The organism is Stenotrophomonas cyclobalanopsidis (assembly GCF_008710035.1).
Taxonomy (GTDB): Bacteria; Pseudomonadota; Gammaproteobacteria; order Xanthomonadales; family Xanthomonadaceae; genus Stenotrophomonas; species Stenotrophomonas cyclobalanopsidis.
This window is the reverse complement of record NZ_VYKI01000001.1, coordinates 51,138-73,728: the sequence shown is the minus strand read 5'-3', so window position 1 is coordinate 73,728 and position 22,591 is coordinate 51,138. Positions and strand designations below refer to the sequence as shown.

At 67.7% G+C, this 22,591-nt stretch carries 23 protein-coding genes; 12 read left to right on the top strand and 11 right to left on the bottom strand.

What is annotated here, in order from left to right:
* Window positions 1–117: 117 nt before the first annotated feature.
* Window positions 118–954, top strand: coding sequence for an arylamine N-acetyltransferase family protein (locus tag FJU31_RS00250; RefSeq protein ID WP_150452997.1), 837 nt, complete (start codon window positions 118–120; stop codon window positions 952–954).
* Between the two features lie 226 nt (window positions 955–1,180).
* Here the strand turns inward: FJU31_RS00250 and FJU31_RS00245 are convergent, their stop codons facing one another.
* Window positions 1,181–1,777: a TetR/AcrR family transcriptional regulator gene (locus FJU31_RS00245; RefSeq protein ID WP_246161175.1), complete on the bottom strand. Its 597-nt coding sequence runs from the start codon at window positions 1,775–1,777 to the stop codon at window positions 1,181–1,183.
* Between the two features lie 17 nt (window positions 1,778–1,794).
* The gene (locus tag FJU31_RS00240) at window positions 1,795–2,388 is read right to left on the bottom strand and encodes an NAD(P)H-dependent oxidoreductase (RefSeq protein WP_150452996.1); all 594 of its coding nucleotides are present in this window, start codon (window positions 2,386–2,388) and stop codon (window positions 1,795–1,797) included.
* Between the two features lie 243 nt (window positions 2,389–2,631).
* Between FJU31_RS00240 and FJU31_RS00235 the strand changes: the two genes are divergently transcribed.
* On the top strand, window positions 2,632–4,683 hold the full coding sequence (locus FJU31_RS00235) for a TonB-dependent receptor domain-containing protein (protein WP_150452995.1): 2,052 nt from the start codon (window positions 2,632–2,634) through the stop codon (window positions 4,681–4,683).
* A 158-nt stretch (window positions 4,684–4,841) separates the two neighbouring features.
* On the opposite strand, the gene FJU31_RS00230 is transcribed toward FJU31_RS00235, so the two are convergent.
* Window positions 4,842–5,669, bottom strand: coding sequence for an isocitrate lyase/PEP mutase family protein (locus FJU31_RS00230; protein WP_150452994.1), 828 nt, complete (start codon window positions 5,667–5,669; stop codon window positions 4,842–4,844).
* Between the two features lie 155 nt (window positions 5,670–5,824).
* Between FJU31_RS00230 and FJU31_RS00225 the strand changes: the two genes are divergently transcribed.
* The 4 genes from FJU31_RS00225 to accC all read left to right on the top strand — a co-directional run bounded on the left by FJU31_RS00225 (window position 5,825) and on the right by accC (window position 9,200).
* Entirely contained in the window at window positions 5,825–6,535 is a 711-nt protein-coding gene (locus FJU31_RS00225) for a DOPA 4,5-dioxygenase family protein (RefSeq protein WP_150452993.1), read from the top strand.
* A 302-nt stretch (window positions 6,536–6,837) separates the two neighbouring features.
* Entirely contained in the window at window positions 6,838–7,281 is a 444-nt protein-coding gene (gene aroQ / locus FJU31_RS00220; protein WP_150452992.1) for a type II 3-dehydroquinate dehydratase, read from the top strand.
* A 61-nt stretch (window positions 7,282–7,342) separates the two neighbouring features.
* Window positions 7,343–7,822 (top strand): acetyl-CoA carboxylase biotin carboxyl carrier protein, encoded by a 480-nt coding sequence (gene accB, locus FJU31_RS00215; protein WP_150452991.1) that lies wholly within the window; start codon window positions 7,343–7,345, stop codon window positions 7,820–7,822.
* Between the two features lie 10 nt (window positions 7,823–7,832).
* Window positions 7,833–9,200 (top strand): acetyl-CoA carboxylase biotin carboxylase subunit, encoded by a 1,368-nt coding sequence (gene accC / locus FJU31_RS00210; RefSeq protein ID WP_150452990.1) that lies wholly within the window; start codon window positions 7,833–7,835, stop codon window positions 9,198–9,200.
* Between the two features lie 147 nt (window positions 9,201–9,347).
* Here the strand turns inward: accC and FJU31_RS00205 are convergent, their stop codons facing one another.
* Together FJU31_RS00205 and FJU31_RS00200 are read right to left on the bottom strand one after the other, a co-directional pair.
* The gene (locus tag FJU31_RS00205; protein WP_150452989.1) at window positions 9,348–9,722 is read right to left on the bottom strand and encodes a hypothetical protein; all 375 of its coding nucleotides are present in this window, start codon (window positions 9,720–9,722) and stop codon (window positions 9,348–9,350) included.
* The gene (locus FJU31_RS00200) at window positions 9,719–10,684 is read right to left on the bottom strand and encodes a hypothetical protein (RefSeq protein WP_150452988.1); all 966 of its coding nucleotides are present in this window, start codon (window positions 10,682–10,684) and stop codon (window positions 9,719–9,721) included. Before FJU31_RS00200 ends, FJU31_RS00205 begins: the two co-directional genes overlap by 4 nt.
* A 163-nt stretch (window positions 10,685–10,847) precedes the next feature.
* On the opposite strand from FJU31_RS00200, the gene prmA reads away from it, so the two are divergent.
* The 3 genes from prmA to fis all read left to right on the top strand — a co-directional run bounded on the left by prmA (window position 10,848) and on the right by fis (window position 12,968).
* On the top strand, window positions 10,848–11,768 hold the full coding sequence (gene prmA / locus FJU31_RS00195; protein WP_150453252.1) for a 50S ribosomal protein L11 methyltransferase: 921 nt from the start codon (window positions 10,848–10,850) through the stop codon (window positions 11,766–11,768).
* Between the two features lie 42 nt (window positions 11,769–11,810).
* Window positions 11,811–12,578, top strand: a complete 768-nt coding sequence (locus FJU31_RS00190; protein WP_150452987.1) for a DUF3426 domain-containing protein — start codon at window positions 11,811–11,813, stop codon at window positions 12,576–12,578.
* 114 nt (window positions 12,579–12,692) lie between these two features.
* Window positions 12,693–12,968, top strand: coding sequence for a DNA-binding transcriptional regulator Fis (fis, locus tag FJU31_RS00185; protein ID WP_006397198.1), 276 nt, complete (start codon window positions 12,693–12,695; stop codon window positions 12,966–12,968).
* A gap of 81 nt (window positions 12,969–13,049) precedes the next feature.
* On the opposite strand, the gene FJU31_RS00180 is transcribed toward fis, so the two are convergent.
* Genes FJU31_RS00180 through FJU31_RS00155 form a run of 6 tightly spaced genes read right to left on the bottom strand, consistent with a single transcriptional unit; the run spans window position 13,050 to window position 18,855 of the window.
* Window positions 13,050–14,045 carry a phosphatidate cytidylyltransferase gene (locus FJU31_RS00180; protein WP_150452986.1) on the bottom strand — a complete coding sequence of 332 codons (996 nt, stop codon included), beginning with the start codon at window positions 14,043–14,045 and terminating at the stop codon, window positions 13,050–13,052.
* Complete coding sequence (locus tag FJU31_RS00175) at window positions 14,042–14,671, bottom strand: lysophospholipid acyltransferase family protein (protein WP_150452985.1); 630 nt, start codon at window positions 14,669–14,671, stop codon at window positions 14,042–14,044. Before FJU31_RS00175 ends, FJU31_RS00180 begins: the two co-directional genes overlap by 4 nt.
* Before the next feature lie 12 nt (window positions 14,672–14,683).
* Window positions 14,684–15,121 (bottom strand): hypothetical protein, encoded by a 438-nt coding sequence (locus FJU31_RS00170; protein WP_150452984.1) that lies wholly within the window; start codon window positions 15,119–15,121, stop codon window positions 14,684–14,686.
* Window positions 15,118–16,452, bottom strand: coding sequence for a phosphatase PAP2/dual specificity phosphatase family protein (locus FJU31_RS00165; protein WP_150452983.1), 1,335 nt, complete (start codon window positions 16,450–16,452; stop codon window positions 15,118–15,120). Before FJU31_RS00165 ends, FJU31_RS00170 begins: the two co-directional genes overlap by 4 nt.
* Window positions 16,452–18,203: a bifunctional alpha/beta hydrolase/class I SAM-dependent methyltransferase gene (locus tag FJU31_RS00160; RefSeq protein ID WP_150452982.1), complete on the bottom strand. Its 1,752-nt coding sequence runs from the start codon at window positions 18,201–18,203 to the stop codon at window positions 16,452–16,454. The genes FJU31_RS00165 and FJU31_RS00160 overlap by 1 nt, the downstream gene beginning before the upstream one ends.
* Before the next feature lie 34 nt (window positions 18,204–18,237).
* Window positions 18,238–18,855 carry a CDP-alcohol phosphatidyltransferase family protein gene (locus tag FJU31_RS00155; protein ID WP_150452981.1) on the bottom strand — a complete coding sequence of 206 codons (618 nt, stop codon included), beginning with the start codon at window positions 18,853–18,855 and terminating at the stop codon, window positions 18,238–18,240.
* A gap of 181 nt (window positions 18,856–19,036) precedes the next feature.
* On the opposite strand from FJU31_RS00155, the gene purH reads away from it, so the two are divergent.
* Genes purH through FJU31_RS00140 form a run of 3 tightly spaced genes read left to right on the top strand, consistent with a single transcriptional unit; the run spans window position 19,037 to window position 22,554 of the window.
* Entirely contained in the window at window positions 19,037–20,620 is a 1,584-nt protein-coding gene (purH, locus tag FJU31_RS00150) for a bifunctional phosphoribosylaminoimidazolecarboxamide formyltransferase/IMP cyclohydrolase (protein ID WP_150452980.1), read from the top strand.
* A gap of 16 nt (window positions 20,621–20,636) precedes the next feature.
* Complete coding sequence (locus FJU31_RS00145) at window positions 20,637–21,503, top strand: hypothetical protein (protein WP_150452979.1); 867 nt, start codon at window positions 20,637–20,639, stop codon at window positions 21,501–21,503.
* Window positions 21,504–21,519: 16 nt separating this feature from the next.
* Window positions 21,520–22,554, top strand: coding sequence for a virulence RhuM family protein (locus FJU31_RS00140; RefSeq protein WP_150452978.1), 1,035 nt, complete (start codon window positions 21,520–21,522; stop codon window positions 22,552–22,554).
* Window positions 22,555–22,591 lie beyond the last annotated feature (37 nt).

Below are 22,591 nucleotides of genomic sequence, written 5' to 3'. Positions count from 1 at the left end.
CACTTGCGATCTTTGTACCGGCCGCAGGCGACGGGGCGATGACATCGGCGCCCTGCCCTTGACCTCAACCCCGGTTGCGGTTGCACAGTTGATATCCCTGCCCCGCCTGGTGCCGTCATGACCACGCTTGATATCCCCGGTTACCTGCAGCGCCTGCAACTGGCGGCCGCGCCGCCGGCCACCCTGGCTGGGCTGACCCTGCTGCAGCAGCGCCACAACGCCCATGTGCCGTTCGAGACCCTCACCTGCCTGCTGCGCGATGCGGTGCCGATCGACCTGGACAGCGTGCAGCGCAAGCTGCTGGATGCGCAGCGCGGGGGCTACTGCTTCGAGCTCAATGGCGCCTTTCTCGTGCTGCTGCAGACGCTGGGCTTCGATGCCCATGCACTGAGCGCGCGCGTGCTGCTGTCGGCCGCCGAAGGCGAACTGACGCCACGTACCCATCTGTTGATCTGGGTGCGGCTGGACGGCGAGGACTGGCTGGTGGATACCGGCTTCGGCAGCCTGACCCCGACCGTGCCGCTGCGCCTGCAGGAAACAGTCGCCCAGGACACGCCGCATGAACGCTACCGGCTGCGGCGCCTGGATGACGGCGATTACCTGTTGGCGGCCAGCAGCGGTGACGACTGGCGGTCGCTGTACCGGTTCGACCTGACGTCGCCGGCGGCGGCCGACAACGAGGTGGGCAACTGGTATGTATGCACGCACCCGCACTCGAGCTTCCCCGGGGAACTGCGTGCTTCGCTGACGTGGCCGGAGGGGCGGCGCACGATGGGCAGCGGCAACTACACCGAGTACCGCCCGGGCCAAGCGCCGCAGAAGCGTGCGCTGCGCGATGTGGCGGATGTGCGGCAGGTGCTGCAGGAACGCTTTGGCGTGCGGCTGCCGGATGACGCACGGCTGGACCCGGCCATTGCCAGATGGCTGCAGCAGTGGAAAGAGAAGGCCGCGTAGAGTCGAGCTTGCTCGACTGCTTGTGGCGCTTCAGTCGAGCAAGCTTGACTCTACAAAAGGCCGAGAGCAGCCCAGCGTGGGCTTGGCTGCAGGGGGTGGTCAGCGCTGCAGGACGTTCTGCACGGCCTGGGCCACGTCGGTGTTGTCGATGTAGCTGCCGTCGTTCCAGCGCACATGCAGCACCGCCTTCAGGAAGGCGTCGCGCAGCTGCAGCGCAGCGCGGCGATCAGGGCGCGCGGCTGACGGTGTCGACGATCAGCCGTTCCAGTTCCATTTCCGCATCCGGCTGCAGCAGCGCGCCGGCTGCAACCGCTTCGGACAGGGCCTCGGCGGCACCGAGGATAGCCCAGCGCCCGGCCACGGGCATGGCGCCGTCGGCCGCGAACGGTCCGAGCCACTGTGCACACTGCTCGACGAAGTCCTGCTGGTAGCGGTGGCGCACGTCGCGCAGTTCGGGCGAACCGGCCAACGCAGCGAGGATCGCCTGGATGTCGCTGCCCTGCGAGAGCACGCAGTCGATGTAGCCCGACGCGATGGCCTGCGCACGCTCCTGCAGGCGCGCAGGTGCCGCGCCGATGCGCGCATCGAACACGGCGGTCTGGCGCTGGTCGTAGTCCGCATACAACGCGGCCAGCAGGCCATTGCGGGTGATGAAGTGATCGTAGGCCACCGGCTTGGTCACGCCGGCCGCCTCGGCCAGGCGCCCCAGGCTGAGCGCATCAGTGCCCTCGCCGCCCACCAGTGCCCAGGCCACGTCCAGCAACTGGCGGCCACGCTGTTCGCGTGACATCCGGCGACGGGTGGGCGTGGCGGCGGTGGACATGCGGCGGCTCTACATCATCAGGCAGGCGTGCCTATGGTACGGCCGATGTCCGCGGCGGTCTGCAGATGCGCCGCGGCCTGGCCACTGTCGGCATCCAGCAGCAGCGTGGACGACTGCACGGTGGCACCGCAGTAATCGAAGATGCCCATGTCGATCTGTGTCTTCATTGCCGCACCGTAACCGCGGCGTTCAATCATCTCCGCGCCCGCGCCGCCAATGCCGACCAGATGCACCTGCAGGCGCTGCAGTTTCTTTTCCACCTTGCCGTCGCCACCGTCGGCGTAGGCCCAGCCCTGGGTGAACACCCGGTCGATCCAGCCCTTCAGCAGCGCGGGGAACGACCACCAGTACAGCGGATAGACCAGCACCAGCGTATCGGCGGCATCCAGCCGCGCATGCTCGGCGGCCACGTCGGCCGGCACCGCCGCGCCCTGCTTGAACAGGCCGATGTCGGCGGCGTTGAAGCGGGGATCAAACCCCTCGGCAGCGAGATCGGCCAAGGTCACGCTGTTGCGCGCATCGGCCCCGGTGATGAACTGGCCGATGCGCGCGGCAACGGCATGGGTAAGCGAAGCGGAATCGGGATGGGCGACGACGATGAGGCTGTGCATGGGAAAGACCTGCGCATTGATTAGTTACCAATAGTAACTAGCGGGCGGATTTCCACCAGTACGCCCCGCAGGACGCTGATTTCGGCTTGCTGGCCCTCCTTGGGCTGCTGCCCAAGCGGACAGCGATATGTCACCAAACTTCAAATGCGAATGATTCGTGATACGATTGTTAAGGAATTCTGAACCCCCCACACACGGACGTCCCAGCCATCGCCAGTGGACCCTCAACAGGAGTACTGCGCGATGTCGCATGCCGTTTTGAAATCCCGTCGTTCCGTTGCCGCCCTGGCTGCCGCGATTGGTTTTGCGCTGGCCAGCACCGCCCACGCTGATGCCGCCGCCGACGCTTCGTCGGCCAAGCAGATGGACACCGTGGTGGTCACCGCCACCGGCGCCCAGCAGTGGATCAAGGATGCGCCGGCCAGCATCAGCGTCATCACCCGCGAGGAGATCGAGCGCAAGCCGGTCACCAGCATCGGCCAGCTGCTGAGCACCGTGCCGGGCGTGACCGGCGGCTACGCACTGTCCGGTGCGCAGTCGAAGATCCGCCTGCGCGGCCTGCCCGAGCAGTACACGCTGATCCTCATCGACGGCCGCCGCCAGGGCAATTCCTCCGGCGTTAACTACCGCGACGACCTGGGCCCGCAGGATCTGAACTGGCTGTCGCCGGACATGATCGAGCGCATCGAAGTGGTGCGCGGCCCGATGTCCTCCCTGTACGGCTCGGATGCGATGGGCGGCGTGATCAACATCATCACCCGCAAGATCGGCGACCACTGGGGCGGCTCGGTCACCCTCAACCACAGCATGCCCGACTCGGACACGCGCGGTGACACCACGCAGATGGGCGCGCTGTTCAGTGGCCCGCTGACCGAGAACCTGGGCGTGCGCATCGGTGCCAACGTGACCGACCGCAAGTCCGATCGTCTTGAAGGACAGACCCCCGGCAACAAGGCAGAGAATGCCAACCTGCAGCTCCACTGGCGCCTCAACGACGATCACGCGCTGACCCTGGAAGGTTCGCGCGGCGAACAGCGCAACACGGGTGCCGGTGATGTGTATGCCTGGGGCCTGTCCAAGCTGGTGCAGACCGGCTACGTCGTCAGCCACGACGGTCGCTACGGCGACAGCACCACGTCCAAGACCACGCTGGTGCAGAACGACTACAAGGACCAGGGCAGCGTGCTGGGCACCCACGCCAGGGAGACGGTGTTCGACACCGCCTTTACCCACGGCTTCCACTGGGGCTTCGAGCAGAGCCTGAACGTGGGTGCGCAGTGGAAGCGCGAGGAGCTGGAGAATCCGGACACGATCGGCACCGTGCCGGTGACCTGGACCGGCAGCGGCCGCATCAGCCCGGTGAGCGAAGCCGATTCGTGGGCGCTGTTCGCCGAGGACCACATCACCCTGCACGAGCGCTTCGTGCTGACCGTGGGCCTGCGCTGGGACAACACCGACAACTACGATGACAACATCAGCCCGCGCATCTACGGCGTGTGGCATCCGGGCGATGCATGGACCGTGCGCGGTGGCGTGTCGCAGGGCTTCAAGGCGCCTAACCTGAAGCAGGGTACGGCCGGTGCGGCGACCCAGTCCGGCGGCAACGGCTGCAGGGCACTGACCGCCGAAGGCTGGACCAACCGCTCGGTGAGTGCCGATGGCACCACCGGCTGCTACATGGCCGGCAACCCGAACCTGGAACCGGAAACCAGCACCAACTACGAGCTGGGGCTGGGCTACGACAGGAACGGCTGGTCTGCATCGGCGACCTACTTCCTGACCGACTTCGACGACAAGATCCAGCAGGTTCCGCTGCGCGAGATCCCCGGCCAGACCACCAGCTTCGTCAACGGCTTCTGGTGGACCGTGGCCCAGAACGTGCAGAAGGCCCGCACGCGTGGCATCGAGGCCAGCGTGACCGTGCCGCTGCACGAGCGTGTGAGCTGGACCACCAACGCCACGCGCATGCTGGAATCGAAGAACCGCACCACCGGCGCCAGCCTGCTGGTGGTGCCGAAGATCACCGGCAACACCTCGCTGAACTGGGACGTGACCGATGCATGGTCGTTGAACCTGAGCGCACAGCACATCGGCAAGCAGCTGGTGTCCTCGACCAGCGCGACGTTCGCCAAGGCCTACACGACGGTGGATCTGGTGACCGGCTATGACGTGAACGAAAACCTGACCCTGCGCGCGGGCGTGCAGAACCTGGGCGATGTGTCCACGATCGAGGAAGGCAACAACTACGACGGCGGCGCGCGTACGTTCTTCGTCGGCCTGACCGCGCGGTTCTGAGGAAGCAGAGGGCAGCCGGGGTCGGATCCCTTCGTGCAACGAAGCGCTCCGACCCCGATCACGGGTAACCATCCACGCATGGCGTGGATCTACTGATGCAGCCTGTTGACCCGTGTCCATCCACGCGTGGCGTGGATCTACTGCGTGGTGTCGTCGTATCAGCGGAACAGGTCGTTCAGTGCCGCGCCCGCGGCGGCCTGCTGCAGGCCATCGAAACGGCCGTCGCGCAGGATCGGATCCGTTGCCTGCATCAGCCCGCCCCATGCCGCGCGCGCCAGGGACCCGCCGAGGCTGACCCGGCGCACGCCCAGCGCGGCGATATCCTGCAAGGTGAGCGGCGTGGGCCCACCGACCAGCAGGTTCACCGGCTTCGGTCCTGCCGCCGCAACGACGGCCGTGATCTGCTCGCGCGTGGTGATGCCCGGTGCGTACAGCACGTCGGCGCCGGCCGCGGCATAGGCGCGCAGCCGCTGCAGGGTGTCTTCCAGATCGGGCACGCCGACGAAGAAGTTTTCCGCACGCCCCACCAGCAGGACATCGGCGCCAGCACGGTCAATGGCCGCACGCGCAGCCGCCAGGCGCTGCACGGCCTCCTCCAGCGGCCGCAGCGGCGCCCCCGCCACGCCGCTGGCATCTTCAATGGACAGCGCGGCGATGCCGGTATCCAAGGTGGCGGTGACCGCTGCGCCGACCTCGTCCGGCGTCGCACCGAAACCATCGCCGAAATCCGCGTTCAACGGCAGCGACGTCGCGCCGGCCATCAGGCGCAGATGTTCAAGCGTGGCTTCCAGCGAAACGGCACCATCGGGCCGCCCCTCGCTCCACGCGCAGCCGGCACTGGTTGTGGCCAGGGCCTGGAAGCCCTGCCGCTGCAGATAGCGCGCACTGCCCACGTCCCACGGGTTGGGCAGCACGAAGCAGCCCTGGGCATGCAGTTGGCGGAAGGCAGCGCGTCGGCGGGCGGTCTCGGGGGCAACAGCGGTCATGGCGAAGATCGGGTGCATGGCCCGGCCACCCTAGCCCGGCCGCGGGCACGACTCAACGTGGTGGCAGCGGCGCGGCATCACCTGATGTCTGCTGCTTATTGGACGGCGTGGTCACCATCGCCGAGCGTGGCGGCTCCGCCACCAGGACGCTGGCCATGCTGCCGCACACCCCCGCTCCACCCTTTGATGCGGCCGAAGACGCCGGATGGGCCGACCTGCTCTCCCCTGTCCGCCGCCGCCTGATCGCCTCGGCGGGCGTGGCCGTGGGCGGCCTGGCTGCTGCAAGCACGGCCAGCGCCGCGCCCAACACCACCGAACCCGGCCGACCCGGCTTCCGCCCGATCGTGCCGCCGCCCGCACAGGGCCACAGCCCTTGGGGCCAGGACACGGCCGCCGAAGCGACACCGCGCCCAGGCAGCGTGCGTCCGGGTGAATCGCCACTGCCCAGCCGGCCGCGTGCCTATACCGATATCAAGAGCTACCACGCACACATCTATTTCGACGAAGACAGCTACCAGAAGGCTGCCCTGCTGCGGCGCTGGGCGGCCGAACGCTTCCCGGTGGAACTGGGCAACTGGAACCTGGAACCGCGCGGCCCGCATGTCACGCCGTCGTTCTACTTCGGCTTCAGCAACGACCTGCTGCCGGTGCTGGTGCCGTGGCTGCAGCTCAACAGCCTGGGCCTGACCATCCTCATCCATCCCAATACCGGCGATGGCCGTGCCGACCATCTGTATTACGCGCTGTGGGTGAACCGCGCGCAGCCCGTGAACGCCTACAACTGGCCGGCGCCGAAACCCGGCCAGACCGAGGCGCTGGAAGAGGTATTCCCGAACGTGGTGCCGACGGTACCGCTGGAGACCTGAGCCCGGCGGGAGTCATCCACGCGTGTCGTGGATCTAACGGGCGCGGGCGTGGTCATCCACGCATGGCGTGGATCTACTGGGCGAGGCCATCCACGCATGGCGTGGATTTACGCCATCGTCGGCCTTCGTGCGGGCATCCCCGCCGCCATGGCGTTCAGCGGGCCTTGATCCGGCGCCACCCATAGGGCCGCAAGCGCTTCCACGATTTTCAAACGATTGCTTTAAACACCTGCAATTTCGCCGAACTGGACAGCATCCACAGGTTCGGCCAGACTGCCGCCCTTTCCTGTTGATCGGATTCCATGGCGAAGCTGCTGGTCCTGCATGGCCCCAACCTCAACCTGCTCGGCACCCGCGAGCCGGAGGTCTATGGGCACACCACGCTGGCCGACATCGACCAGGCGCTGGCCGCCCAGGCCGTTGCGGCCGGGCATGCGCTGGAAAGCCTGCAGTCCAACGCCGAACACGTGCTGGTGGACCGCGTGCAGGCCGCGCGCACCGACGGTACCACGTTCATCCTGATCAACCCGGCCGCCTTCACCCACACCTCGGTCGCCCTGCGCGATGCGCTGGCGGCGGTGGCCGTGCCGTTCATCGAGATCCACCTGTCCAACCCGCACACCCGCGAACCGTTCCGCCAGCACAGCTATTTCAGTGACAAGGCGGTGGGCGTGGTGTGTGGCTTCGGCGCCGACAGCTACCGCTACGCGATGGACGCGGCGCTGCTGCGGGTGTCCGCCACCTGATTGTCGACCCGGGCGCCAGCCGGCGCTCTACCTCACCTAGATAGAAACCAAAGAGGCCCTCATGGATCTGCGCAAAATCAAGAAGCTGATCGACCTGCTGGAAGAGTCGAACCTGGCTGAAATCGAAATCAAGGAAGGCGAAGAGTCCGTGCGCCTGTCGCGCGCCCCGGTGGCCGGCTACGCCGCGCCGATGCCCGCCCCGGTGTACGCCGCGCCGGCCGCCCCGGCTGCGCAGGCCATGCCGATGCAGTCGCCGACCGAAGCCTCCACCGGCGGCACCGCCAAGCCGGGCCCGGCCCTGCCGGAAGGCCACGTGCTGCGCTCGCCGATGGTCGGCACCTTCTACGCGTCGGCCGCTCCGGACAAGCCGGCGTTCGTCACCGTTGGCCAGCAGGTCAAGGAAGGCGAGACCCTGGCCATCATCGAAGCGATGAAGATGTTCAACCCGATCGAAGCCGACACGTCCGGCACCATCGTCGCCATCCTGGGCGAGAACGGCCAGCCGGTGGAGTTCGACCAGCCGCTGTTCGTGATCGGCTGAGGGGCACGCCATGCTCGACAAAGTCGTCATTGCCAACCGAGGGGAGATCGCGCTGCGCATCCTGCGCGCGTGCCACACCCTGGGCATCCGCACGGTGGCCGTGCACTCCACGGTCGACCGCAACCTCAAGCACGTGGCCATGGCCGACGAGTCGGTCTGCATCGGCCCGGCACCGTCGCCGCAGAGCTACCTCAACATTCCGGCGCTGATCGCCGCGGCGGAAGTCACCGACGCCCAGGCCATCCACCCGGGCTACGGCTTCCTGTCGGAGAACGCCGACTTCGCCGAACGCGTGGAAGAGTCCGGCTTCATCTTCATCGGCCCGAAGGCCGATACCATCCGCATGATGGGCGACAAGGTCGAAGCCATCCGTGCGATGAAGGCCGCCGGCGTGCCGTGCGTGCCCGGCTCGGGCGGCCCGCTGGGCGAGGACATCGTCGCCAACACCAAGATCGCCCGTGAGATCGGCTACCCGGTCATCATCAAGGCGGCCGGTGGCGGCGGTGGCCGCGGCATGCGCGTGGTGCACGCCGAAGCCTCGCTGAAGACCTCGATCGAAACCACCAAGAGCGAGGCCAAGGCCGCGTTCGGCAATGGTGAGGTCTACATGGAGAAGTTCCTGGAGAACCCGCGCCACGTGGAGATCCAGGTGCTGGCCGACGGCCAGGGCAACGCCATCCACCTCGGCGAACGCGACTGCTCGATGCAGCGCCGCCACCAGAAGGTGGTGGAAGAAGCACCGGCACCGGGCATCAGCGCCGAACAGCGCGAAGAGATCGGCAAGGTCTGCACCGAGGCCTGCGTGCGCATCGGCTACCGCGGCGCCGGCACCTTCGAGTTCCTGTACGAAGACGGCCGCTTCTACTTCATCGAAATGAACACCCGCATCCAGGTGGAACATCCGGTCACCGAAATGGTCACCGGCATCGACCTGGTGGCCGAGCAGCTGAAGATCGCCGCCGGCCAGAAGCTGTCGATCAAGCAGAGCGATGTGGTGCTGACCGGCCATGCCATCGAATGCCGCATCAACGCCGAAGATGCTGAAACCTTCGTGCCGAGCCCGGGCACCATCACCGGCTTCCATCCGCCGGGCGGCCCCGGCGTGCGCGTGGACACCCACATCTACAGTGGCTACCGCGTGCCGTCGAACTACGACTCGATGATCGGCAAGCTGATCGTGCACGGCCCGGACCGCGAGACCGCCATCGCCCGCATGCGCGTGGCGCTGAGCGAGATGGTGGTGGACGGCATCAAGACCAACGTCGCCCTGCAGCAGCGCATCATGCGCGACAAGGGCTTCCAGGGCGGTGGGCAGAACATCCACTACCTGGAAAAGCGCCTGGCCGAACGCAAGAACAAGCCGATCGCCCTGACCTGATCAGCGCCAGCGGCAGGACACGAAAAGGGCGGGGATTTCCCCGCCCTTTTCTGCATCTTCGGTAGCGCCGGGTCATACCCGGCGAATGTGCAATGTGACAACGACACGCAACACCGCCGGGCATGGCCCGGCGCTACCGGGCACGCGTCAGCGCTTGTCGGCGACTTCGGCCGGAATCTGCGTTTCGGCCAGCGGGCGCACGCCGTTGGGCGATGTCGGGTCGACGATCACCATGGTTTCGGTGGAGCCATCGGGCCAGACCACCTGGAAGGTGCTGCCGGCCGGCAGCGAGGCAAACGGCGCGCCACTCTGCGCGCGGTACACCGCGGCCACCTGGCTGGCACCGGCGCGGCGCACGTCTTCCTGCGCCTTCACCGAGGTCAGTTCAACCTTGGAAAGGTGCCGGTAGCGATCCTCGTAGGTGTCGATCATCAGCAGGCCAACCGCGCCGGCCGAATACGCGACAAACAACGCCACCCAGAACCAGAACTTGGCCCCGTGCAGGAGTCGACGGTAATTCATTGCCCGTTCCTCTTTCCAATCAATTGCTTGATCCATTCGTTCATCGTCCCCGCACCTTGCCGCGATACAGCAGCGTCATACACGAAATCCTGGAAATCCTGCGTCCCATCCTGCGAACAGATCCCTCCATTCGCGCAGTAACTGTTCATCAGCACGCTGTCGGCCCCACACGGTAGACCGAGCTGGCAGGCCGCCACCCGCCACGCCATCTCACTGAGCTGCTCGCCGGCCACCATGTTGGCCAGGGCCTTGTCGCCAGCAGCGCGCACGCCCATGCCCGGCGCCAGGGCCATGTAGGCCTCCGGGTCGCGCGAGGTACGCACGCGCTCCACCAGATCGCGACGGTACTGGTCATTGCTGTGCAGCGGCTCGCCCTCGGCGAACAGCGCGGCTTCGGCGGCCAGGTTGCCCTGCAGGGCGGCACGCCGGCGTTCGTTGAACACCAGCGAAGGGCCCAGCTTGTCGCCCGGCACGAAGCCACCGCAGCGCTGCGCCACGCGCTCGCGCGCCTGCACCATCGCTGGCGCCGCGCTCAGGCCGAGGCCGGCCAGCACGTTGTTGTCCAGGCGGTAGCCACCGGGATCCATCGCGTACTGCGCGCAGTAGTCGTAGACCCGGCTGAGCATCCAGCGCGCTTCATGATTGCCCTGCTCGGCCTGCGCCTGCAGACGCTGCGCGTAGGCGAACAGATCGGTCTCGCCTTCGATGTCGGCGCGGATGTCCAACGGCAGGCCCGAAGGCACTGCGCTGCTGCGCTCGAATCCAGCCAGGCGGCGGGCAAGCGCTTCGGGCATCACCGGTTGCAGCGCGTCCTGCACGCTGGCGGCGGACACCGCCATCGGCGCGCCCACATCGACCTCCACCGCGTGGCCATGGCCACTGGCCCGATAACCGGCCACGCCCAGCGCGGCCACGGCCGGCAGCACGAGCAACCAGGTTTTCAGGGTCGGGGCGAGAGCCATCGGCGGTCGGTTACGGCACGTCGGGCAGGAAAGCGCCAAGTTTAGCAAGGCCCGTGAGGCCTGTCTGAATCAGCCTCGTTCAGCCCCGGCCAGCATCTCAGGGGATACGGAGACGCCCGGATGGTCTAGCATGGCCCCCTTTCCCGCGATTGCCCCCACCGCCATGCCGTTCCTGGAACTGACCCTGCGCTGCACCGAAGCCACCCAGCCCCGCTATGAGAACGCGCTGGAGGACGTGGGCGCGCTGGCGGTCACCCTGCTCGATGCCGAGGCCGACACCAGCAACGAGCAGGCCATCCTCGAGCCAGGCGTGGGCGAGACCCCGCTGTGGGACACCCTGGTGCTGAGCGCGCTGTTCCCGGCCGACAGCAACGCGCTGTTGCTGCTGGCCGCGCTGGAAGCCTTTGACCCGGAGCTGGACTGGACCGGTGGCAGCTTCCGCGCGGTGGAGGACGAAGACTGGGAACGCGCCTGGCTGGACCAGTTCCAGCCGATGGATTTCGGCAGCCGTACCTGGATCGTGCCGTGGAACCATGAACTGCCGGAGGCCGCGCAGGCCGCCGACGCCGCCGTGGTCCGCCTCGACCCGGGCCTGGCGTTCGGCTCGGGTACCCACCCGACCACCGCGCTGTGCCTGCGCTGGCTGGACCAGCTGGCCGTGGATGGCCTGCTGCAGGGCCAGCGCGTGCTCGACTTCGGCTGTGGCTCGGGCATCCTCGCCCTGGCGGCGCTGAAGCTGGGTGCCGGCGAAGCGATCGGCGTGGACAACGATCCGCAGGCGCTGATCGCCACCGCCGACAACGCCGAGCGCAATGGCGAGCAGGCCCGCATGCACGTGTACCTGCCGCAGGACGAACCGGTGGCCACCTACCCGATCGTGGTCGCCAACATCCTCGCCTCGGCACTTGATGCGCTGGCCGAACTGCTGGCCGCACGCGTTGCTGCCGGTGGCCGCATCGCCCTGTCGGGCATCCTGCATGGCCAGGAAGACGAACTGCTGCAGCGCTACGCGGCGTGGTTCGACGACCTGCAGGCGACCCGGGACGGCGACTGGATGCGCATCACCGGCGTACGCCGCGCCTGATCGTGGTTGAATGACCGCTGGATCCGAGCCCGCGCCCTGAGCATGTCCGAGCCGAACCCGCCGCGTCGTCCGCTTGCCACCTTCCTGCGTTCCGCGCCGGGAACCGATGCGCCGCCCGACACCGGGCAGGCGCAGGAACCCGCTGACGACGCGACGGATGCCGCCGTCGATCAGACGGCGCCGCTGGAACAGCCGGCCGAACCGGTGGTGGACACACCGCCACCGCCGCAGACGCGACAGTCCGATGACACTGTCATCGAAACGTCCTCCCGCATCGACGCGCCCGCGTCGGCCGCACCGGCCAGCGATGCGCCCAGTTTCCTCGGCGCCCGCCCGCGTGCCCTGCCGACGCCGCGCTGGCACTGGGTCCTGGTGGCCGTGCTGGCATTGCTGCTGGTACTGCAGAGCGTGCTGGCCGATCGCGCGCGACTGGCTGCTGATGCCGCGCACCGCCCGTGGGTTAGTGCGCTGTGCGGTGTCCTGCGCTGCAGCCTGCCGGCGTGGCGCGAACCGACCGCATTGACCATGACCAGCCGCGAGATCCGTCCGCTGCCCGGGCAGGCCGGTGTGCTGCAGGTCCAGGCCAGCATCCGCAACGATGCGCGCTGGGCACAGGCATGGCCCGACCTGCGCCTGTCACTGGCCGATGCCGATGGCCGGGTGATCGGCACCGGTGTGTTCCCGCCCGCGCAGTACCTGGGCGAGAACCCCGGCGCGGCCCTGCTGGAACCGGGGCAGAGCGCACGCATCGCCTTCCGCGTACAGGAACCTGCGGCCTCCACGGTCGCATTCACCTTCGAATTCCTCTGAGCGGGACGAAGGCGTCCGGCCGTGGCAGGTCGGGCACGCTCGCGCTAGACTGGCCGCCACCACCTCGTCCGGCCGCGCGCTCCGCGGGCACGGGCCACCGAATCGGGAACCCCCTTGAACGCTGTCCTTTCTCGTCCTGACAACAGTCGTGGCGCTGCCCGGCCACCGCTGCGTGAACACGTCGCCCAGTCCGTGCGCCGCTACCTGCGTGACCTCGATGGCTGCGACGCGGACGATGTCTACGAGATCGTGCTGCGCGAGATGGAGATTCCGCTGTTCGTGGAAGTGCTCAACCACTGCGAAGGCAACCAGAGCCGCGCCGCGGCAATGCTGGGCATCCACCGCGCCACGCTGCGCAAGAAGCTGAAGGAATACGGCATCAGCGCGTAAGCGCGGCCCGCCGGGCATGGCCCGGCGCTACCGATGTATGCCCGTAGATCCACGCCATGCGTGGATGAAGGCCCGGCGAAATCAGCCCACTCCGCCGGCCTTCCAGTAATACCGCACCACATGGAAGAACACCGGCGCGGCGAAGCACACTGAATCCAGCCGGTCGAGCATGCCGCCATGGCCCTCGATCATGTGGCCCCAGTCCTTGATGCCGCGGTCGCGCTTGATCGCCGACATCACCAGGCCACCCCAGAATCCCATCAGGTTGATCAGCAGCGACAGGCCGAATGCCTGCAGCGGCGTGAACGGGGTGATCCACCACAGCGCCGCACCCAGCGCGCTGGCACTGAGCACGCCGCCGACGAAGCCTTCCACCGTCTTCGACGGCGACAGCTTCGGGGCGATCAGGCGCTTGCCCAGCAGCTTGCCCCAGATGTACTGCAGCACGTCCGAGGACTGCACCACGATCACCAGGAAGGCGAACAGCAGCACGTTGCGCGAGGGATCGTGGCCGGGCACGTGCAGGTTCAGCAGCAGCGGCACGTGCGAAATGCAGAACACGCAGATCATCAGCCCCCACTGCACCTTGGCCGTGCGTTCCAGGTAGTGCGTGGTGTCGCCACCGATGGTCGACAGGATCGGCAGGAACAGGAACGCATAGACCGGAATCAGCAGCGTGTACATGCCGTACCAGTCGATCCACACCAGGTAGTACTGCCACGGCAGCACGATGTAGAACGCGGCCAGCAGCGCGTAGTAATCGCCCGAGCGCGTGGGCGCCAGGGTGATGAACTCGCGCAGCGCGAACAGCGAGATGATCGCGAACAGCACGATCACCCCGGCGCGGCCGAACAGCAGCGCACCGCCGACGACAATCGCCATCACCCACCACGCGCGGATGCGCGAGACCAGGTTGGCGATGACCGCGCTGGGGTTGTCACGCTGGCGCCAGCGCAGCGTCTCCGATACCAGCGTGGCCAGCACCAGCACCGCGCCGACACCGGCAAACAGCAGGCCGGTCTGCTGGCCCACGCTCTGCGTGGCCAGATCGCGGGATACATCCAGCAGGAAACTCATGCCGGGCCTCCGTTCGGTGCCAGGTCGAGCAGCGCCTGGCGGCTGCGCGCGAGGAACGCGGCCTTGTTCTCATCGGCCTGCAGGCGCAGCGGTGTGCCGAAGGTCGCCGTGCACAACAGCGGCAATGGCAGGAAACGCCCCTTGGGCATCACCCGCTTCAGGTTGTCGATCCACACCGGTACGAACTCCAGTTCCGGGCGCTGCCGCGCCAGATGATAGATGCCACTCTTGAACGGCAGCAGCGGTTGCTCGCCGATGTTGCGCGTGCCTTCTGGGAACAGGATCAACGAACATCCCTCGTCCACCGCATCGCGCAGCCCCTGCAGCGGATCCTGCTGGCGCCGCGCGGCGTCGCGCTCGACCAGCACGCCGTTGAACACCGCATCGATCAGGTAACGGCGCAGCGCATCGCCCTGCCAGTACTCGGCGGCGGCGACGGGCCGCACCTGGCGACGCAGCGCCGGCGGCATCGACGACCAGATCAGCACGAAATCGCCATGGCTGGCATGGTTGCCATAGTAAACGCGGTGCTCGCTGGACGGCGCACAGCCGATCCACAGCGCGCGCGCACCGGTCACCACATGGATCGCGCCACTGCAGGCGCGGGCGATCAGCTCAGCAAACATCGACACCTCCGCTCAGGTCTGCGGCCACAGCACGGCCAGCAGCAGCACCGAAAACTGCAGCAGCGTGGCCACGTACTGGCGCACCAGCAGGCGGCGCATGCCGATCCAGCGTACGTCCCAGCCGCGCACCGGCGCCTGCGCGTCGCGGCGGCGCAGGCCGGCGGTGTGCAGGGCCGCGTCCACGCGCTCGGCGGCGGCATCGCCCTGCAGGTTCTCCCGCAGCAGCAGCTGCAGCAGGCTGGCATCCAGCTGCACGCGCACCGCGTAATACGCCTGCACCACGCCCACGGCCACGCTCAGCAGCAGCAGGCCGGCGGCAAACATCGCCAGTCTGGGCTCGATGCCCAGCAGCAACAACGCCACCAGCAGCAGGCCCAGTGACAGCGCGGCGGGCAGCCGGCCCTGGCGCAGCAGCAGGTGCATCATCGGCAGATCGGCAGCGGTACTCATGCGTTGCTCTCCCGTGTGGCGGCGGCCGCGATGGCCTGTAGGTGAACGTCATGCAGGACGATGGACGGCCGTGCGGCACGCACCCGCGCCACTGCCTCGGCGGCGCTGCACACCCGGCCGCTGCGCAGCAGCCAGGTCGCGACGCTGGCCGCACTGCGCGAATAGCCCAGCGCGCAGCACACCAGCAGCGGCCCCTGCGCACGCAGGGCTTCGATGGCATCGGCGGCCTCGGCCAGCTGCGCCGGCGCGGGCACCACCAGATCCAGCATCGGCACGCTGGCATAGGCCGCGCCCGGCGCCGTGCAGGACAGCTCGGCGCAGGCATCGACCACGCCGCGCAGCGGTGCCGGCAGCGCGGCGCAGGGAATCCGGCCCAGCCACACGCCGCCGGCCACTTCCACCAGCTGCGGCGCACTGCGCGTCCACAACCGCGAATTGATCCAGGCCGCGGCAAGGTACGGCGCCAGCAGCCAACGCGCGGCCATGGTCAGTCGCCCATCGGCGCGCTTCTGGAACACCGCCGTGCCCAGCCCGGCATAGGCCAGCGCCACCAGCAGCAGCGACACCACCGGCCACAGCAGCCACAGCGCCGCGCCCCCCAGCAGCACCACCGGCACCAGCAGCACCGCGGCACCCAGCAGATAGAACGAGGCCAGGCGCCAGCGCTTTGGATCGCGCGCCGTGCGCCACGCCCGCAGCGGCGGCGTGCCCTGCTCCGGCCACAGCCACACGCACAGCCAGCCGGCCAGCAGGCCAGTGGGCACATCGATGAAGTGGTGCTGGAAGGTGGTCAGCACCGAGACGCCGATCAGCAGCGCCCAGCCATGCAGCAGCCAGCGCCACGCGCCCTGCAGATACTGCGCGTACTTCACCCACAGCACGATCAGCAGCACGATGTGCAGCGACGGCGCCTGGTTGAACGGCTTGTCGAAACCCAGCAGCACATCGAACAGCCAGCCGAACACGCCGCCGATTTCCGGTCGTTCAAAGCTGAAGCGCAGCGGCCACAGCAGGAAGCAGGCCACCGCGATCAGCTGCGCACTGAACAGCCGCAGCGCGTGCCGGTCCAGCTCGAGGCGCTGCCGGCACAGGAAGAACGAGATCGCGTAGAGCAGATCGATCGACCAGTACGGCACGATCGTCCACGCCACGAACGGAATATGCGATTCCCAGGCGAACGCCATCACCGGCAGCACGGCGTGGCGCCCCGCCATCCAGTTGGCGAAGCCATAGCTGGCGAAGAAGAACGGACCCAGCAGCACCAGCCACAGCAGGGCGCGCCGCCAAGGGCGCCCTGCCGCGGCCAGCGGGGTGGCAGCCAGCGTCGCCATCACGCGGTCCGGCGCGCCAGCGACACGGTGAAGATGCCGAACGCGTCGATGCGTTGCGTCACCTTCTCGAAGCCAGCCAGCCGCACCAGCTCATCCATTTCCTGCTGGGTACGACGGCGCATCACCCACGCCGCACCACCGCGGTGGCTGGTCAGCGCACGGGCGATGAATTCCAGCTGCGGGTGCCAGGGCTGGCCGGTATAGGCCAGGTAGCCGTCCACCGGCATGGTCGCGGCGATGCCCTGCAGCGAACGCAGCACCGCATCATTGTCGGGGAACAGTTCGTACAGGCCCGACACCACCGCCAGCGTCGGCGCCGGATCGACCTGCGCCAGCTGCACTGGATCGAACGCATCGCCCTGCTCGAAACGGGCGATGTCGGACGCGCCGAGACGCTCGATCAACGCCTGGCCCTGGGTCACGTTCAACGCACTGAAATCACGCAGCACGATGCGTTCGGCGCGCTGCTCGCCCTGGCCCAGTGCTTCCAGCACGTAGCGGCCATGGCCGGCCGCCACGTCCAGCACGCGCACCGGCGTGCCCTGCCCGCGCAGGCGCTGGGCAGCGTCGCGCAGCAGTTCCTGCAGGTGCTGGCCGCGGATGCGGATGCCGCGCCAGCCGATCGCATCCAGATAGTTGCGGTCGACCATGCGCCCCAGCGGGCCCTTGCCGCGCGCTTGGTCGCGGTAGATGTAATCCAGCGTGCTGCCCGAATCGAAGCCGGTCTGCAGGCCCAGCGCGATGCCCTCGGAAAGCGTGCCGCCAACGCGCAGGCCGCCACGCACAACGCGCCAGCGCAGGTCGGCCAGGCTGTTGCGTTCCGGTGTCCAGGCCAGGATTTCCGATTCTTCGAAGGTCGGCCCATGCCGGTGCGCATCGCGCCGTGACAGTTCGCGCAGCGGCTCGGCGAAGCGCGCCTGGATGAAGCTGCGGATGCGCGCCAGCGCCGTTGCGCGGTCACGCTCGCCGAGGGTGTCGTGGAAGAAGCCCGGCAGGTGCACGCGTTCCTTGATCGGGCTGGACAGGCGCTCGTAGAAGCGGTCCTGCGGGCCGCGGTGCACGACGAAATCCGAACCGGACACCAGCAGCTGCACCGGCACGCTGATCGCCTGCGCATCGGCGACGATGCGGTCGGCGGCCTCGTACAGGCCCAGCAGCACGCGCACCGAGATCGGCCGGGTGATCAGCGGGTCGGTGCGGTAGCTTTCCACCCGTGCCGGATCGTGGGTCAGCCACTGCGGCTTGACGTAGCTGTTGACGAAGAAGTTGCCGCGCAGCTTCTGCATCAGGGTCAGGCCAGCGCGCGCGAACGGCACGTACAGCTTCACCTTGAACGCCGGTGAAGCCATCACCAGCGCGCGCAGGCGCGGCGCGTAATCGTGCACCCAGGTGGCGGCCACCACGGCGCCCACGCTCTGCGCGATCACCACGATGTCCTCCACCGCGATGCCGTGCTCGGCACCGATATGGGCGATGAAGCTGTCCAGGTCGCGCACCAGCGCCGGAAAGCCCGGTGCGTCGCCACGCGCGCCCGGCGAACGGCCGTTGCCGCGCGCATCCCAGGCGAAGAACGCGGTATCGGGCAGGTCCAGCTCATCGACCAGGTGGGTAACCCGGCCGGAATGTTCGTGGCCCCGGTGCAGCAGCACGATGGCCTTGGCCGCCGTGGTGGTCGTGGTGCCCGCCCAGTACCGGTAGAACAGCGGTACCTGGTCGAAGCTGTGGAATTCCCGTTCCTGCGCGTGACGCATGCAATCTCCAGATTGTCTTTTGGTATGTAGTTGATTACTGCGGCGGAAACGCCGCTTCCTGCAGCCCGCGGCGGACGCGGTTGATCATCGTCAGCACGCACAGTGCGCCCATGGCCGCAGCCACGCCAGTGACCGTCATCGCGCCAACCCACCCGAACGCCAGCAGCAGGCCCAGCGCCCCGATCACGAAGGCGCGGTCGCTCTTGCCCATCGGGCCGTCATAGCGGCGGCTGGCACCGACCATCAGCCCCAGCACGCCGGCGTATTCGCTCAGCGCCGCGGTCCAGGCCAGCAGCCACAGCGCCTCGGGCCGTATGCCCGGCACGTTGAGCAGGGCCAGGTACAGCGCGGCATCGGCGATCACATCACACAACTCGTTCAGGTAGGCGCCCAGCCTGGACTGCTGGCCGAACTCTCGGGCCAGCATGCCGTCGACGGCGTTGAGGGCCATGCGCAGCAGCATCCACAGCGGCAGCAGCAGGTACAGCAGCGGCTGCGCAGGCGCACAGCACCACACGGTGGCGGCCACCAGCAACGAGACCACGGCGGCGGCCACGGTCACCGTGTTGGCGGTGATGCCGAGGCGGTAGAGCCCGCGCACGGCCGGACGCAGGAGGTCCTGGAAACGTCCCTTCAAAGCATAGATCGACACGATCTGAACCCGCTGATCCCTGGCAGTTCCGGCATAGCCTACCCCATAGCGTGTTCAGCCCGGCATGCCGATGCAGGCCGTTTTCCCCTGCCGGGGCCAGCAATGCGCGCCGGCAGCGCCCGCCACCGCCCCCCACGAACTACAATATCGGCCCCGCTCCGCTGCCGATTGCCCTGTCCCCATGACTGCTGATCTGTTGCCCGTCCGTCGGGCCCTCCTTTCCGTTTCCGACAAGACCGGCCTGGCCGAGCTGGCCACCGCGCTGGCCACCCGCGGCGTCGAGCTGCTGTCCACCGGCGGCACCGCCAAGGCGATCCGCGATGCGGGCCTGGCCGTGAAGGACGTGGCCGACGTCACTGGTTTCCCGGAAATGATGGACGGCCGGGTCAAGACCCTGCACCCGATGGTGCACGGCGGCCTGCTCGGCCGTTCGGGCCTGGATGACGCGGTGATGGCCGAGCACGGCATCGGCGCCATCGACCTGCTGGTACTGAACCTGTACCCGTTCGAAGCGGTCACCGCCAAGGCCGACTGCACCCTGGCCGACGCGGTGGAGAACATCGACATCGGCGGCCCGGCCATGCTGCGCTCGGCGGCCAAGAACTTCGCCCGCGTGGCGGTGGCCACCGACCCGTCGCAGTACGCCGAACTGCTGGCCTCGCTGGACGCCAACGATGGCCAGCTGAGCGCGGGCACCCGCTTCGCCTTCTCCGTGGCCGCGTTCAACCGCGTGGCCCAGTACGACGCGGCCATCAGCAACTACCTGTCGGCGGTCACCGCCACCGACGCCGCCGTGCCGGCGCGTGCCGAGTACCCGGCGCAGATGAACTCCACCTTTGTGAAGGTGATGGACCTGCGCTACGGCGAAAACCCGCACCAGAGCGGCGCGTTCTACCGCGACCTGTACCCGGTGCCGGGCACCCTGGCCACGTTCCAGCAGCTGCAGGGCAAGGAACTGAGCTACAACAACCTGGCCGATGCCGATGCAGCGTGGGAATGCGTGCGCCAGTTCGATGCGCCGGCCTGCGTCATCGTCAAGCACGCCAACCCGTGCGGCGTGGCCGTCGGTGCCGGCAACGGCGATGCCTACGAGCTGGCCTACGCCACCGACCCGACCAGCGCCTTCGGCGGCATCATCGCCTTCAACAAGCCGCTGGACGCTGCTACCGCGAAAGTCATCCTCGACCGCCAGTTCGTTGAAGTGCTGATCGCCCCGGACTACGAGCCGGCCGCGCTGGAATACGCGCAGAAGAAGGCCAACGTGCGCGTGCTGCGCATCCCGCACGGTGATGGCCTGAACAACTTCGACAGCAAGCGCGTGGGCTCGGGCCTGCTGCTGCAGTCTTCCGACAACCGCGGCATGACCCGCGATGAGCTGAAGGTGGTGAGCAGGCTGGCACCGACCGACAAGCAGTTCACCGACCTGCTGTTCGCGTGGAAGGTGGCCAAGTTCGTGAAGTCCAACGCGATTGTGTACGCCAAGGACAACCGCACGATCGGCGTCGGCGCCGGGCAGATGAGCCGCGTCTATTCCGCGCGCATCGCCGGCATCAAGGCGGCCGACGCGAACCTGGTGGTGGAAGGTTCGGTGATGGCCTCCGATGCGTTCTTCCCGTTCCGCGACGGCATCGATGCCGCGGCGGCCGCCGGCATCAAGGCGGTCATCCAGCCGGGCGGTTCGATGCGCGACGCCGAAGTGATCGCCGCCGCCGACGAACATGGCCTGGCCATGGTGTTCACCGGCGTTCGCCACTTCCGCCACTGATCCTGGAGCGACACGGATGTCCGCAGTTTCGATCAAACCCCTGCTTCTGCCCGCCCTGCTGGGCGCGGTCCTGCTGGCCGGCTGCAAGCCGGCCGCCCAGCCGGCGCCCGCCACTGCCCCGCAGGCAGAGACGCCCGCCGCGGGCAGCACCGCAGCGGCCGGGCATGCCAGCCGTACCGCGCGCCTGCAGGCCTTCCTGACGGCGCGCTACGGCAAGGACGCGCAACTGTCCGGCGACTGGCGCGGCAGCTGGGCGCAGGACGGTGACAGCCGCCCGGTGGACTGGGCGGTGTGCGCCGAGCAGCCGGTGGTGAACGGTGACAGCTGGCAGCAGCTGCTGGCGGTGTGCGGCGAAGTGACCAACGCCGGCCATGCCGACGCGGGCACCATCGACTTCTACGTGCTGCGCCCGGCCGCCGACGGCTTCGACGTGGCGGCCGAGCTGACCGGCGGCACCTATGGCAGCAGCGGCCGCCCGGGCAGCGTCGAGATCCTGCGCTTCGGCAGCGATTTCTACGGCTTCCGCAACGTCAGCGGCTGGTACGGCCAGGGCTACTCGCTGCAGACGCAGAGCTTCATCCTGCCCGGCCCGAACGGTCTGGTGGATGCCGGCAGCGTGCGCAGCCACATCGACAACACCGCGGCCTACGACTGCGACGACGCCGAGCAGGCCGAAGACTGCCGCACCCGCATGTTCGACGTCGACTTCGAACTGCGCATGGACGACAGCAACCGCAGCGCGCGCACCTGGCCGCTGCTGATCGAGGAAACCGGCAGCAGCTGTGGCGGCAACAACGTGCGCCGCACGCACCGCTTCACGCTGGACCCGAAGACCTGGACCTATTCCTTCCCCGACGCGCTGCAACGCGAGGGCTGCGAGTGAGGCACATCGACCGGCCATGAACAGACCCCTCGGCGAACTGATCCTCTACCGCACCGACGATGGCCGGACGGAAGTCCACCTGCGCGCTGCGGAGGGGACGGTATGGATGACCCAGGGCGAGATGGCCGAGCTGTTTGATACGACCAAGCAGAACATCAGTCTTCACGTCCGCAACGTCCTCCAGGATGGCGAACTGAGGGCCGAGGGAACCGTCAAGGATTACTTGACAGTTCAAACCGAGGGCAAGCGCACGGTCAATCGTTCCGTTCAGCTCTATCGATTGGAGATGATTCTGGCGGTTGGATTCCGCGTTCGCTCTCCCCGCGGAAGTCAGTTCCGTCGATGGGCCGGCGATGCCCTGTCCGAGTATCTGGTCAAAGGCTTTCTTCTGGATGACGAGCGCCTCAAGGATGCGGAGCGTGCGGACTACTTCAAGGAACTGCTGCACCGCATCCGCGATATCCGCAGTTCGGAAAAGCGCTTCTACCAGACACTGCGCGAACTGTTCAAAGTCAGCAGCTCTGACTACGACGGTAGCGCAGCCACCGCCAGGACGTTCTTTGCCACCATCCAGAACAAGCTGGTCTACGCTGTTACCGGCCGCACGGCCGCACAGCTGATCGTGGAACGCGCCGATTCCAACGCTCTGCACATGGGCCTGACCAACTGGACCGGTGACAAACCCCGCAAGTCAGATGCCGTCGTCTCCAAGAACTACCTGCTCCAGCAGGAGCTTGAACAGCTCAACCGCCTCGTCTCGATGTTCCTGGATTTCGCTGAGGATCGCGCCGAGCGACGCATTGAAACCCGCATGCTTGACTGGATCAGGCAGACCGATCGCTTCCTTGATTTCAACGAGCGCGCCATTCTCGATGGCGCCGGTCGCGTGTCCAACGAACAGATGGAAGCCATCATCACCGAACGTTACGCAGAATTCGACGCGACACGACGTGCGTCTGCAATGATCGCTTCCGAACGCGAGGCCGAGCTTGATCTTGCCAATCTCAGCGCCGAGGCAAAGCGCTTGGCATCCAGCAGAAAGCCCACCTGACCGACTTCCCCGCCCCCTTCCACTTCTGTCTCCCAGG

Excerpts from the sequence above, each read along its gene's own strand:
- FJU31_RS00165 (WP_150452983.1), bottom strand. The coding sequence starts at position 16,452 with ATGGCGACGCTGGCTGCCACCCCGCTGGCCGCGGCAGGGCGCCCTTGG.
- accB (WP_150452991.1), top strand. The coding sequence starts at position 7,343 with ATGGATCTGCGCAAAATCAAGAAGCTGATCGACCTGCTGGAAGAGTCG.
- FJU31_RS00240 (WP_150452996.1), bottom strand. The coding sequence starts at position 2,388 with ATGCACAGCCTCATCGTCGTCGCCCATCCCGATTCCGCTTCGCTTACC.
- FJU31_RS00170 (WP_150452984.1), bottom strand. The coding sequence starts at position 15,121 with ATGAGTACCGCTGCCGATCTGCCGATGATGCACCTGCTGCTGCGCCAG.
- FJU31_RS00160 (WP_150452982.1), bottom strand. The coding sequence starts at position 18,203 with ATGCGTCACGCGCAGGAACGGGAATTCCACAGCTTCGACCAGGTACCG.
- accC (WP_150452990.1), top strand. The coding sequence starts at position 7,833 with ATGCTCGACAAAGTCGTCATTGCCAACCGAGGGGAGATCGCGCTGCGC.
- FJU31_RS00175 (WP_150452985.1), bottom strand. The coding sequence starts at position 14,671 with ATGTTTGCTGAGCTGATCGCCCGCGCCTGCAGTGGCGCGATCCATGTG.
- FJU31_RS00180 (WP_150452986.1), bottom strand. The coding sequence starts at position 14,045 with ATGAGTTTCCTGCTGGATGTATCCCGCGATCTGGCCACGCAGAGCGTG.
- FJU31_RS00245 (WP_246161175.1), bottom strand. The coding sequence starts at position 1,777 with ATGTCCACCGCCGCCACGCCCACCCGTCGCCGGATGTCACGCGAACAG.
- FJU31_RS00205 (WP_150452989.1), bottom strand. The coding sequence starts at position 9,722 with ATGAATTACCGTCGACTCCTGCACGGGGCCAAGTTCTGGTTCTGGGTG.
- aroQ (WP_150452992.1), top strand. The coding sequence starts at position 6,838 with ATGGCGAAGCTGCTGGTCCTGCATGGCCCCAACCTCAACCTGCTCGGC.
- FJU31_RS00230 (WP_150452994.1), bottom strand. The coding sequence starts at position 5,669 with ATGACCGCTGTTGCCCCCGAGACCGCCCGCCGACGCGCTGCCTTCCGC.
- prmA (WP_150453252.1), top strand. The coding sequence starts at position 10,848 with ATGCCGTTCCTGGAACTGACCCTGCGCTGCACCGAAGCCACCCAGCCC.
- FJU31_RS00200 (WP_150452988.1), bottom strand. The coding sequence starts at position 10,684 with ATGGCTCTCGCCCCGACCCTGAAAACCTGGTTGCTCGTGCTGCCGGCC.
- FJU31_RS00145 (WP_150452979.1), top strand. The coding sequence starts at position 20,637 with ATGTCCGCAGTTTCGATCAAACCCCTGCTTCTGCCCGCCCTGCTGGGC.
- FJU31_RS00225 (WP_150452993.1), top strand. The coding sequence starts at position 5,825 with ATGCTGCCGCACACCCCCGCTCCACCCTTTGATGCGGCCGAAGACGCC.
- FJU31_RS00140 (WP_150452978.1), top strand. The coding sequence starts at position 21,520 with ATGAACAGACCCCTCGGCGAACTGATCCTCTACCGCACCGACGATGGC.
- FJU31_RS00250 (WP_150452997.1), top strand. The coding sequence starts at position 118 with ATGACCACGCTTGATATCCCCGGTTACCTGCAGCGCCTGCAACTGGCG.
- FJU31_RS00235 (WP_150452995.1), top strand. The coding sequence starts at position 2,632 with ATGTCGCATGCCGTTTTGAAATCCCGTCGTTCCGTTGCCGCCCTGGCT.
- FJU31_RS00190 (WP_150452987.1), top strand. The coding sequence starts at position 11,811 with ATGTCCGAGCCGAACCCGCCGCGTCGTCCGCTTGCCACCTTCCTGCGT.
- purH (WP_150452980.1), top strand. The coding sequence starts at position 19,037 with ATGACTGCTGATCTGTTGCCCGTCCGTCGGGCCCTCCTTTCCGTTTCC.